10 protein-coding genes are annotated in these 12,591 nt (G+C 52.0%); 3 read left to right on the forward strand and 7 right to left on the reverse strand.

Annotated elements, in window-relative coordinates:
• Positions 1-5 precede the first annotated feature (5 nt).
• From folK to sfsA, 5 genes are all read right to left on the reverse strand, one after another.
• Positions 6-485, reverse strand: coding sequence for a 2-amino-4-hydroxy-6-hydroxymethyldihydropteridine diphosphokinase (folK, locus tag ACN0S4_RS11955; protein ID WP_417657906.1), 480 nt, complete (start codon positions 483-485; stop codon positions 6-8).
• Between the two features lie 6 nt (positions 486-491).
• Positions 492-1,877, reverse strand: coding sequence for a polynucleotide adenylyltransferase PcnB (pcnB, locus tag ACN0S4_RS11960; protein ID WP_417657907.1), 1,386 nt, complete (start codon positions 1,875-1,877; stop codon positions 492-494).
• A gap of 101 nt (positions 1,878-1,978) precedes the next feature.
• On the reverse strand, positions 1,979-2,836 hold the full coding sequence (gene gluQRS / locus ACN0S4_RS11965) for a tRNA glutamyl-Q(34) synthetase GluQRS (protein WP_417657908.1): 858 nt from the start codon (positions 2,834-2,836) through the stop codon (positions 1,979-1,981).
• 1 nt (position 2,837) lies between these two features.
• Positions 2,838-3,290 carry an RNA polymerase-binding protein DksA gene (gene dksA / locus ACN0S4_RS11970; protein ID WP_169931646.1) on the reverse strand — a complete coding sequence of 151 codons (453 nt, stop codon included), beginning with the start codon at positions 3,288-3,290 and terminating at the stop codon, positions 2,838-2,840.
• Between the two features lie 116 nt (positions 3,291-3,406).
• Positions 3,407-4,114 (reverse strand): DNA/RNA nuclease SfsA, encoded by a 708-nt coding sequence (gene sfsA, locus ACN0S4_RS11975; RefSeq protein WP_417657909.1) that lies wholly within the window; start codon positions 4,112-4,114, stop codon positions 3,407-3,409.
• 64 nt (positions 4,115-4,178) lie between these two features.
• Between sfsA and pepB the strand changes: the two genes are divergently transcribed.
• The 3 genes from pepB to mrcB are packed head-to-tail and all read left to right on the forward strand — an operon-like array spanning position 4,179 to position 10,215.
• Positions 4,179-5,480 (forward strand): aminopeptidase PepB, encoded by a 1,302-nt coding sequence (pepB, locus tag ACN0S4_RS11980; RefSeq protein WP_417657910.1) that lies wholly within the window; start codon positions 4,179-4,181, stop codon positions 5,478-5,480.
• Positions 5,480-7,945 carry an ATP-dependent helicase HrpB gene (gene hrpB / locus ACN0S4_RS11985; protein ID WP_417657911.1) on the forward strand — a complete coding sequence of 822 codons (2,466 nt, stop codon included), beginning with the start codon at positions 5,480-5,482 and terminating at the stop codon, positions 7,943-7,945. Before pepB ends, hrpB begins: the two co-directional genes overlap by 1 nt.
• On the forward strand, positions 7,945-10,215 hold the full coding sequence (gene mrcB, locus ACN0S4_RS11990) for a penicillin-binding protein 1B (protein WP_417657912.1): 2,271 nt from the start codon (positions 7,945-7,947) through the stop codon (positions 10,213-10,215). The genes hrpB and mrcB overlap by 1 nt, the downstream gene beginning before the upstream one ends.
• A gap of 28 nt (positions 10,216-10,243) precedes the next feature.
• Here the strand turns inward: mrcB and hemL are convergent, their stop codons facing one another.
• Positions 10,244-11,533 (reverse strand): glutamate-1-semialdehyde 2,1-aminomutase, encoded by a 1,290-nt coding sequence (gene hemL / locus ACN0S4_RS11995; RefSeq protein ID WP_417657913.1) that lies wholly within the window; start codon positions 11,531-11,533, stop codon positions 10,244-10,246.
• Between the two features lie 23 nt (positions 11,534-11,556).
• Complete coding sequence (locus tag ACN0S4_RS12000; RefSeq protein WP_417657914.1) at positions 11,557-12,570, reverse strand: aspartate carbamoyltransferase; 1,014 nt, start codon at positions 12,568-12,570, stop codon at positions 11,557-11,559.
• Positions 12,571-12,591: the final 21 nt, after the last annotated feature.

Genomic DNA, 12,591 nt, shown 5'->3' on the forward strand with positions numbered 1-12,591 from the left:
TTGTATCAGTTAATTTTCTGCAAATCATGATCGGCAATGCTGGCTAAACAGTCGTGCAAGCGCTTGCCATTGGGCAACGTCAGGGTGGGCGTTAGTTCGTAAAGTGGTATCACCACAAAATCGCGTACTTCGACCCCGGGGTGGGGCAGGGTTAACCGAGCATCTTGGTAAATCAAATTGGCATACAGGAGCAAATCTAAATCTAGCGTCCGTTCGCCCCACCGCCGCTGGCGTTGCCGACCAAATTCTTGTTCGATAGCTTGCAGCGTGTCTAATACGTCGATTGGCGAAAGTTCGGTGTCAGCAGCAACGACAGCATTCACATAGTCCGGTTGGTCTTGTGGCCCCATAGGTTTGCTGCGATAACAGGAAGATGCCGTTACCGCCGTTAATGCGGAGTGATTCTGCAAGGTCTGGATTGCATCACGCACAGTCTGCAATGGGTCGCCGAGATTGCCACCAACCGCGATGTATATGCGTGCCACAGCTAATTAATCCGAGTCGGTACGTGGTTTGCGTCGACGGCCACCGCGGCGACCACGTTTTTTCTTCGGCGCAGCACTTTCCTCAGCAACGCGAGCATCTCTTGCTGTCGCGACCGCACCTGGAAACTTCGCTTGTTGCTGGGTCCAAAAGTCCGCCTGCTGTTGCAAGTGTTGTTGCTCAGCGGGTGTGGCTGTTTTGGCGCGCAATAACAAGAAATCGTAGGCAGCGCGGAATCGCGGATGAGTCAGTAACGACTGAATACGTTTACCGCGAGCACGTTCCATGCGCTGTTGTAGTTGCCAAATTTCCCGCGCAGGGATACTAAACCGCTTGGGTACTGCGATAGTTTGTACTTGCTTACCGAATACGTCTGCAGCAGCTAAATTCATGGCATCAACCGGCGGCAGTCCACTTTCCGCCATCAGAATTTCCATTCGTGCTTGCAGCGGCCACCATAACAGTGCGGCAAATAAATAGGCTGGCGTAATGCGTTGATCGTTACGAATCCGCTCATCGGTATCAGCGAAGGTCTGCCGGATCATCTGATACGGCGCTTCATCGGGTTCTTTGATGTAGTTTTTGAGCAGCGGAAACAGTTGCTGAAACAGGTGGTAGTCGCTCAACATCTCGAAATTAGCGACACCTTTGCCGGCAGCGAACAGCTTTAAGACTTCTTCAAATAAGCGCGCTGCAGGAATGTTCTGCAACAGCGGTGCGAGCTGTCGAATAGGGGCTTCAACACTGCTATCCATACGCATGCTGAGTTTGGTGGCAAACCTTATGGCACGAAGCATTCGTACGGGGTCTTCACGATACCGTTGGTCTGCATCACCAATCATCCGCAATACACCAGCATTCAAATCTTTGACGCCATTAGCAAAATCATAAATCGCGAAATCGGCAATGTTGTAATACAACGCATTGACGGTAAAGTCGCGGCGCTGGGCATCTTCTTCAATGGTGCCGTAAACATTGTCACGAACCAGCATGCCTTCATCATCGGCCTTGGCGACTTTTGCCGACTGCTCATCGGTTTCGACTTCGTGGTGGCCACGGAATGTTGCCACTTCAATAATTTCGCGACCGAACACCACATGAGCCAGGCGGAAACGGCGCCCGACTAAGCGACAATTGCGGAACAGTCCGCGCACTTGCTCCGGCTTCGCGTTGGTCGCCACGTCAAAATCTTTGGGTTCTAAACCGAGCAACAAGTCACGGACACAACCACCCACAAGATAGGCTTCAAATCCTGCATTGTGGAGTCGATACAAAACTTTGAGCGCGTGCTCAGGTATAGATTTGCGAGAGATCGGATGTTGATCGCGAGTCACCACAATAGGTTGTGCAAGAATATTGGCAGGTAACCCTTGAGCATCCGGTTGGCGCTTCATTGCGCGCTGCGCAAGTGCTTTGATCCGTTTAATGATAACGTCGTCTCCAGCAAGAATGACGGTTGTTTAAAAAGGCGTCTATTGTAGCGTGCCTACCGATGTCAGGGAAGATACTTCGTTTGCCAAGCGCGAATCGCTTGCTCGAGTAAACGCTCTTTAGTGGTTGCTTCGAGCCACCCCAACCCCAGAAACTCCGCTGCCTGTTGTAATTGGGCCAGACACTGATTCGATTGCAGCGCTGGCGCATGATTTTGCTTCGACAGTTTGCGACCTTGCGGATCGAGCGCAACTGGGACGTGCGCGAGTTTCGGTTGCCGTCCTGCTAAGGTATTCCATAAGGTGAGCTGCCAACTGGTGGCGGTAAGTAAATCAGCACCTCGTACAATATCGGTAACCTGTTGTTCAATGTCATCGACGACCACGGCGAGCTGATAGGTAAACAGCCCATCACGACGAAACAGGACAAAATCTTCGCCGCCAAAATCAGGTTCGATGACTACTGCGCCGGCAATACGATCGTGAAAGCTTAATTGCGGCGAGTCATTTTTAAAGCGGATGGCGGCGCGTGGCGCTTGCTCGGGTGTATACCCATGTGCTCGACAAATACCGGTGTAAAATGGACCACGTGCTTTGATTTCGCGGCGCGTGCAGATACAACGATACGTCAAGTGTCGTTGATTTAATTGCTCTAGGGCGTCGTGATAACGGTCGTGGCGCTGACTTTGATAGAGCACTTCGCCATCCCACTGCAGGCCATGTTGGTCGAGTTGCTCCAGGATCTGTTGATCAGCACCAGCAACGGCGCGCGGCGTATCAATATCTTCGATGCGGACTAACCAACGACCGTGTTGAGCTTTTGCATCCAGATAGCTGGCGAGGGCGGCTACGAGCGAGCCAAAATGAAGAGGCCCCGACGGGGTCGGGGCAAAGCGACCACAATACTGATAGTGAGCGGCCATATTAGGCGCCGGTCATTTGCTTCTCTTTGATTTCCGCAAGCGTTTTACAATCGACACATTGGTCAGCTGTAGGACGCGCTTCCAGACGACGGATACCGATTTCGATTCCGCAGCTATCACAGAAGCCAAAGTCATCTGCTTCGATTTTTTGCAGCGTTTTTTCAATTTTCTTGATGAGCTTGCGTTCACGGTCACGAGTCCGCAGTTCTAAGCTGAACTCTTCTTCTTGCGCGGCGCGATCGACAGGATCAGGAAAGTTTGCTGCTTCATCTTTCATATGGTGAACAGTACGGTCGACTTCTTCACGAAGTTGCGTACGCCACACTTCTAAAATCTTTTTGAAGTGTGCGCGTTGTTTCTCATTCATATACTCTTCGCCAGCCTTCTCTTCATAGGGCTCTAAGCCGGCTAGCGCCAGAATGCCATGGGTTTTCTTCGGCGTTCCTTGAGGCATTATGGATCTCCTGTATGAGACATTGTCGAAAAGGGCAAACTGTATACCAGAATCTAAAAACTGACGCAATTTTTTCTTCGTAACGGGATGCGAATATTTACCCGTAAAAGTGTGCACTACAGTACGGGAAGCTCCCCAACCGGATCAATCCCATGTTGCGAAATAACACATTTCAAAGCATGGAACTGTACGCCCTGCTTGCGTGCTAACGACACTGTCTCGGCGTACTTAGCATCAATGTGTGCCGCCGCACTGACGCGCTCAATCCCGCTATGGAGAACAACGTACAGAACCCCCGCGCGCTGGCCTGCGCTAGTCATCTCAATCAAACTGTGGAGATGTTGTGTAGCGCGGACGCTGGTGGTATCGGGGAAGAAGCCCTGACCAGCGGATTCTGCTAGCGTGACACTTTTGACTTCAATATAAACAGAGCGACCTTCTGCATCCTCGCCAACCCAGTCAATTCTGCGATTATCGCTGCCATATTTAACTTCAGCGCGCCATTCTTTGACGTCAGCGTAGGCAGGAATCAAACCTTGTTGCAGTGCTTCGCCGGCCACCGTATTGGCGCGTTGCGTATGCACACAGATGCGATCGCCGCTGGCTGTTTCAGCTAACTCCCAGGTGTAGCGATATTTCCGTTTGGGATTATTAGAGTCACTTAACCAAACTCGCATGCCGGGTTCTGCACAGCCTGTCATGGCGCCTGTGTTGGGGCAATGGGCGGTCAGTTCCGTGCCGTCTTGCTCCAGTTTTACGTCGGCTAAAAAGCGTTTGTAGCGTTTTTCCAGCCTTGCGCCGATAAGTGGCTTGATAAACTTCATTGTCAGCCCCACACTGGTTGGATACCATAGAAAGAATTCGCAAACATACTGGGAGCTGTGTCACATGTCTACTGCGTATCCAATTCATTTATCCTCCGCCAAACCTGCCGTGAACGGTTGGAAAGCGAGTGCAGCTGTTTATCCGGGTGATCAAGCAGCGACTATCTACCTTGAGGCTGATGAAGCAGAGAACTTACGCAAGATTCAGCGGGCTGGACGTCAGCTCGACGGAATCGGCATTCACAGTGTTGCGCTTAGTGGCAATGACTGGGACCAAGAGCGGCAATGGGCCTTTGCTCGTGGTTACATGGATACACTCAGTAAAAATACTATCGACTGGGCGGGACACGATGCAGCTGCAGTAGAACATCTCGAACAACTGCTCGATACAACTGTATGGGCACGTGAACTCGTCAACTTGCCGCCTAATGCGATTTATCCTGAGTCGCTTGCTGAACGGGTGATTGAAAAGCTGACCGCGGTTGGACAAAACAAAATCCAATGCCGAGTCATTAAAGGTGACGAGTTGCTGAAGGAAGGTTGGACCGGTATTCATACGGTAGGCCGTGCCAGCATCAAGCCTCCGCTCATGCTTATTGTCGATTACAATCCAACCGGTCAAGCAGACGCTCCTACGCAAGCGGTCCTGGTCGGTAAAGGAATTACCTTCGATAGCGGCGGTTATAGCATCAAGTCTAGCGAAGGCATGGTCTCCATGAAGTGCGATATGGCGGGTGCCGCGACCGTTGCTGGCGCGTTGGCATTGGCTATTCAACAAGGTTTGAATGAACGTGTGCAACTGGTCCTATGCTGCGCAGAAAACTTGATTGATGGACACGCATACAAACTCGGCGACATTATTACCTATAAAAATGGAATGACCGTTGAGATTGTGAACACCGATGCCGAAGGTCGTTTAGTCTTGGCGGATGGACTGCAATATGCCGGTGAAACAGGTGCGCCGTTGATCATTGATGCGGCGACGTTGACGGGTGCCGCGCAGGTTGCTGTTGGCAATGAATATAATGCGTTGTTCAGTGTTGATGACCAGCAGGCGAATCGCGCTTTAGCATTTGCGGATGAAACCAATGAATTGTTATGGCGGTTACCTTTGCAGCAATGGCATAAGAAAAACTGTCCATCACCGTTCGCTGATACGGCCAATAGTCGACCACAAAAAGGTGGTGGTACTGGTGGTGCCAGTAACGCAGCTGGGTTTTTGCTGAATTTTGCGCCGCGCAATGGGGAAGGCTGGTTACACTTTGATATTGCGGGCGCGTATCACGCCAGTGCGACTGGACTGAATGCCGCGGGCGCGACTGCACTCGGTATCCGCACCATTTCCCGTTTATTACGCAGCCAATAATGACCACTCCTGCAGCGCTGCCGATTGCAGCGTTGCTGCCCTCCATTTTAGAGCAACTGGCAGCACCGGCAGCACGTCTCGTCATTGAAGCACCTCCCGGTGCCGGCAAGTCGACTGCGCTGCCATTAGCCTTACTGCAAAACCTACAACTACCGGGCCGTATCGTACTGCTGCAACCGCGGCGTCTTGCCGTGCTCTCTATTGCACACTATCTGGCGGAACAATTGGGCGAGTCCGTTGGGCAGCAAGTCGGTTATCAAATTCGCGGTGATAGCGCATTCAGCGCCGGCACGCGGCTGATGATCATGACTGAGGGGTTGTTTGTGCAGCAGTTGCAGAACGATCCTGAATTGGCCAGTGTGAGTTTGGTGCTATTTGACGAGTTTCATGAGCGCAATGCCGCTGGTGACTTGGCCTTAGCCATGTTGCAGGAGACATTGAGTCTGCGCACCGATCTCAGTGTGGTGGTGATGTCAGCGACAATTCCTGCCACCGCTATTGCGGCTTGGCTTGAAACTGATGCGATAGTGCGCAGTGAAGGCCGTCAGTATCCGATTAGTATTGAATATCGCCCCGTACGTTCTGATCAGCCTTATCTCAAGGCATTGACTCCCGTAGTTAGCGAAGCGATTCAGCGGGCTGAACAGGGTGTGTTGGTGTTCGTGCCGGGAATTGCCGAAATTGAACGTGTGTTGGAATCACTCGCCCATCGTGACGATATCGAATGCCTCCCGCTGCACAGTCAATTGCAGCGCGCAGACCAGCAGCGTGTGCTCAAACCAGCGACCAAAAAGCGCGTGATTGTGGCGACGAATATTGCTGAAACTAGTGTCACTTTGCCCGGTATTGATGTTGTGGTTGATAGTGGTCGTGAGCGCGTCGCACATTTTTATCCGCAGCATGGCATTAGTCGCTTATTAACCAAGCGCATCAGTCAAGCATCAGCTACCCAGCGCGCAGGTCGAGCAGGACGGTTAGGACCTGGCGTGTGCTTTCGATTGTGGGCCGCTCAAGACGAACATGGGATGCGCGATTACAATCCAGCCGAAATCGAAATTGCTGATCTGACGCAGTTTGTTTTGGAGTGCAAGCGTTGGGGGAGTGAACCTGCTCAACTGCGTTTCTTGACTCCTCCGAATCAGACCCATGTTGAGGTTTGTGAGTCACTCTTGACCGATTGGGGTGCGCTTGCTCATAAAGGTACATCCACCGCAGTCACCGCGGCTGGACGAGCGCTCGCACAGTTAGGCACCGATATTCGTTATGGTTTCATCATCCGCGCAGCAGAAGCAGATTCCCGAGCCACCAAAAGCTTAGCCGCCTTGGTTATTGCGCAGTTGGAACAACCGCCGCGCGGAGCGGATGCCGAGTTTCCGCTGCCGCCAGAACGATTGCAAGGCCTGACACGGCAGCGCTGGCGCTATTGGCTTCAGCATTTCAAACTTGATGAGCAAGAAGCCAAGGCAAGTTGGCGTAGTGCGGATGTTGCACAATTACTGCTGCATGGCTTTGCTGATCGAATTGCGCAGCGCCGTGGTTCCAGTGATCGCTATATTTTGGTTTATGGCGGCGGTGCTCGATTACACGAGACCGCGTCAGTAGCACGCAGTGATTATTTGCTCGCCATCAATTTGAGTTTCAATGAACAAAGCCCTGATGCGTTGTTGCGACAAGTCATTCCATTGTCTCAGGCTGATCTCGAGCATCCTGCAGTGCATATTCAGGAGCAGACGAACGCTGGCTTTTTTGGACCACAACAACGTTTGCAACGTCGTCGACAGTGGCGACTTGGCGCGGTTGTTTTGAAAGAACAGGAACTGACAGGCAGTATTCCAGTCGAGGAACGTATTGAGGCTTTGGTGAGTGCCTGCCAGCAGCAGCCTGCGCGCACTTTAGAAGACCTTCCGATACGTTGGTCTCCGGCATGTCGACAGTGGCTGGCGCGCGTTGCGATGTTGCGCCAACATGCGCCAGAGCTGGACTTGCCGGACCTCGGTCCGGTGTGGTTGCAGCAAGAGTTGGCGCTCTGGGCAGCGCCCTATTGGCAATCAATTCAGACGTTGAATGAGCTGCAGCAATGGGATCCACTACCGGCACTCAAACAGCAATTAACGTATGCGCAACAGCAGCAACTGGAGCAGGAGTGTCCTGCAACATGGCAAGCACCCAGTGGCCGCACGCATGCTATTGATTACACCGCAGACCAACCCACTGTTGCTGTGAAGCTGCAAGAAGTATTTGGTGAGCCCGTCTCACCACGATTGGCTCGCCAACAAGTCACGCTTACCTTAGATTTACTCTCGCCAGCCGGGCGGCTATTGCAACGGACTCGAGATTTAGCTAGTTTTTGGCAGAACGCCTACCAAGATGTCAAAAAAGAAATGAAAGGTCGCTATCCTAAGCATTCATGGCCGGATGATCCGGTTCAAGCAATGGCTACACATAAAACCAAGAGACAGTTGTAATGGCAGGCACCCGCAATCGCATCATGAAGTATCTATTTGTCACTGGGCTGAAGTTAAGTCTGGTTGGCACTGCGCTGTTGGGTATTTATCTGATCTATCTCGATAGCTCCTTGACCGAGCGCTTTCAGCAGAACCGCTATCAAGCGCCGGCACTGATTTATGGCCGAAGCTTACAGCTCGAGCCCGGTTTACCGTTGACCCTCGCGCAAGTCGAGCTGGAATTGCAACAACTTCAATACCGCAAAGTGAGTCAGGTAAATGACTCTGGGCAGTACGCGAAAGGGTCGCAGCGATTGCATATTTATCGTCGTCCATTCGACTTCCCCAGCGGTCCAACCATGGCCGAAGCGGTGCAAATAGACTTCGATACCAATGGCATTCAATCGATGAGCCGGTTGCCCGCAAACCTGCCACTGGAAAGCTTTGAACTGGAACCGCCGTTTATTGGGCGCATCGCTGCAGCGAGTGGCGAAGACCGCCTGTTGGTTGGTCTTGAAGTGGTGCCAAATCTTCTCATCGAAACATTACTGATGATTGAGGATCAAGACTTCTATCATCACGCTGGCGTATCGTTGACCTCAATTGGCCGCGCTGCGCTTGCCAATCTCGCTGCTATGAGAACGGTGCAGGGCGGTAGCACGTTGACGCAGCAATTAGTCAAGAATCTCTATCTGACGCGTGAGCAGACCTTGTGGCGCAAAGCGAATGAAGCGCTGATGGCGCTGATTATTGATTACCGCTTTAGCAAGAATGAAATTCTCGAAACCTACTTGAATGAAGTCTACTTCGGGCAAGACCGTGGCTCAGCGATTCATGGTGTTGGTTTAGCGAGTCGATTCTATTTTGGTAAACAAGTGCAAGAATTGGATGAAGCTGAAATTGCGCTGCTGATCGCCATCATCAAAGGGCCAAGTTACTACGATCCGCGTCGTTATCCGGAGCGCGCACAACAACGCCGTGACATGGTGTTGCAGTTGATGTTCGGACAAAACCTGATCACTCGAGCCACCTATGAAACCGCTGTTGAGCAACCTTTAGTGTATGGCAATTCGGGTCGTTTGGTTGCCGATAATGTGCCGCACTATTTAGAATTAGTCCGTCACGAACTAGCACAAACTATGCTGCCAACTGACTGGCAACAGCAAGGCTTGCGTATCTTTACCTACCTTGACCCAGTCGCGCAACGCGCCGCGGAGCAGGCTCTGCAGTCACAGCTCAGCCGAGTCAGCGATGACCCGGACCTCCAAGGCGCGGTGGTCGTCGCGGACGCCAAAAACTATGGGATTACAGCCGTGGTGGGCGACCGCAATCCACGCCGTGTTGGGTTTAACCGCGCAGTGGCAGCCTTTCGTCCGGTGGGTAGCTTGATTAAGCCCTTCGTGTACGTGAACGCGCTATCTGGCGACACACCCTATGAACTCGCAAGTATTATCGAGGACACGCCGATTACATTGGCTAATGGTGCCGATCAGCGCTGGTCGCCCGAGAATTTCGACAAGGAATTTAAAGGCGACATCATGCTTTACGACGCCTTTATTGAGTCTCGCAATGTGCCCGCGGTGCGGCTGGGTATGAGTACGGGCATTGATCGCCTAGTCGACACCTTACAAGCAGCCGGTGTCGATTCACCGATTCCCGCTTATCCATCACTAACGCTGGGCGCAGTACCACTGGCGCCGGTTACCGTCAGTGAAATTTTTGTCACCTTGGCGAATCACGGTCGTCAACAACCACTGCGAACTATCACTGCGGTGACCAATCATGCCGGCCTGGCGCTATATAGACGTAGCCAGCAACAGCCCGAGCAAGCCTTCAGTGACATTGCAGCCCAGCAGGTGGTATATGGGTTGCGGGGTGTGGTGAATGAGGGCACTGGGCGCGCGCTAGCGGCTAGCTTCGGCAAAGACCGTTTGGCAGGTAAGAGTGGTACCACTAATGACTATCGCGATAGTTGGTTTGTGGCGTTCGATGCGCGCCAAGTGGTCACCGTGTGGGTTGGGCGTGATGACAATAAACCGGTGCAACTCACCGGCAGCAGTGGTGCACTACCGGTAGTAGGCGAGGTGTTTGCTCAAACCGGTATTCAACCGCTTACAATACAATTGCCCGAAGCATTAACCATACAAAACTATCATCGCGACTTAGGCGTGTTGATACCGCTGGATTGTGCTGAAGGACGTTTGTTGCCGGGTTTAACGCGTGCTGTTCCTGAGCGTCAAACTTGTGCTGGAACCGTGCGTGAAGAGAAATGGTGGGAGCGTTGGTTTTAGCTCCCACCGAGTTTATTTAAAGCGTAGCTTATAGCGCTTTTAGCTCTGCAAATGCTTTTTCCGCAGCATCCAATGTCGCTTGAATATCGGCATCACTATGCGCCGCCGACATAAAGCCTGCCTCAAACGCTGATGGTGCTAAATACACACCTTGCTTCAACATGCTGTGGTAGAAGTGTTTGAAGTGCTGCATGTTGCATTGCGTAGCTTGCTGATAGCTGGTAATTGGGCCATCACCACTAAAGAAGAATCCGAACATCGAACCCGCACGGTTGGTCGTAAAAGGAATACCCGCCGCATCGGCGCGCTCCTGCAAGCCATTAACGAGGCGATCGACGAGGTCATACAAGCCTTCGTACAAGTTTACGTTGTGCAGTTGCGACAACGCCGCAAAACCTGCTGCCATAGCAACTGGGTTCCCCGATAAAGTGCCGGCTTGATACACCGGTCCCACTGGAGCGATATAGTCCATGATCTCGCGCTTGCCGCCGAATGCGCCCACTGGCATGCCGCCACCGATGACTTTACCGAGGGTCGTCAAATCTGGAATGACATTGTAGTACTCTTGCGCACCACCACGAGAGACGCGGAAACCGGTCATCACTTCGTCAAAGATTAAGACGCTACCGTATTCATCACAAATACTCCGTAGCCCTTCCAAGAAGCCCGGAACCGGTGGAATACAATTCATATTGCCGGCAACAGGCTCCACAATAATGGTCGCGATTTGGTCGCCAAGTTCTTCAAATATAGCGCGTACCGATTCGATATCATTAAAGGTCACAGTGAGCGTGTGCTTGGCGAAATCCTCAGGAATACCAGGAGAGTTGGGTACACCCAGTGTCAGCGCGCCTGAGCCTGCTTTAACCAACAACGCATCAGCATGGCCATGATAGCAACCCTCAAACTTCAGAATCTTATCGCGCCCGGTGTATCCACGTGCCAAACGAATGGCTGTCATGGTGGCTTCGGTACCGCTATTCACCATCCGTACTTTTTCGATAGACGGCACCAGGCTTTTAATTTTCTCAGCCATAGTGATTTCGGTCGACGTCGGCGTGCCGAAGCTAAGACCGCGATCAACGGCTTTGTGCGTTGCTTCGCGAATAGCTGCGTGGTTGTGACCCAAAATCATCGGTCCCCATGAGCCCACGTAGTCAATGTAACGGTTGCCGTCAGCATCAAACATGTAAGCGCCATCAGCACTTTCAATAAATATGGGTGAGCCACCGACACCGTTAAACGCACGCACAGGTGAGTTCACGCCACCGGGGATAGATAGTTGGGCTTGAGCAAATAATTCTTCGGAACGAGACATCGACTTCCTCTATTTAGTTGGGGTCACACGTTGCGTTTGTCGCTGAACCACGGCACTTCCGTTTCATAACGGTCGACAATATCAGCGACGCCAAGCGTTAACGCAAACAGCGCCATCCGGATCAAGACACCATTGTCAGCCTGACGGAATATGGCGAGATTCGGGTTTTGGTTCAAATCATTATCCAATTCATTTGCCTCAGCGCGAGAATCACGTGGCAATGGATGCATGATGACCGTGTTCGGTTTGTAATGTTTGGTATAAATTTCGCTATTCAGTCTGAACTTGCCACGATACATGTCGGCTTCTTGTGGCGTCGTAAAACGCTCTTGCTGAATGCGAGTTTGATAAATAATGTCCGCATCAGAACTGCCATTCATCTGGTCGGTTACTGTGACCTGATGGCCAGCTTGCGCTAACACCTCTAACACACTGTCCGGCATCGCGAGTTCGCGTGGCGAAATCAGTGTGAATCGGACTTTATTGTACATTGCCAGTAAACGAGACAATGAATGCACGGTACGGCCAAACTTGAGGTCCCCCATCATGCAAATATGCATGCCATCAACGTCATGGCCATGATAGGCGAGTTCCTTTTTGATGGTGTAGAGGTCGAGTAAGGCTTGCGTGGGGTGCTCGTTCGCACCATCACCACCATTCAACACCGGCACCCGTGAACCTTGCGCAAACTCGGCAACGGAGCCTGATTTCGGGTGCCGCATGGCAATCACATCACTGTAGCTACTGAGCACCCGTGCTGTGTCGTAGAGTGACTCCCCTTTGGTGAGAGCTGAGCTTTCCATGCCAGTGGTTTCGCGAACTTCACCACCCAATAAATTGAAAGCGGTGCCAAAACTGACGCGCGTTCGAGTAGAAGGTTCAAAGAACAAATTACCTAGAATGGCACCATCAAGGACGCGTGTCCGCTTCTGTCGGCGAGCATAGGGCAACATGCGATCGGCAGTGGCAAAAATCTCAGCAATACTATCGCGGTCAAACTGCTCAACCGAGAGGATATTCGCACCAGTAAAATTCATGAGAGAGGCCTTACAGTGAGT

This window comes from Pseudidiomarina aestuarii, assembly GCF_048263735.1.
GTDB lineage: Bacteria > Pseudomonadota > Gammaproteobacteria > Enterobacterales > Alteromonadaceae > Pseudidiomarina > Pseudidiomarina aestuarii_B.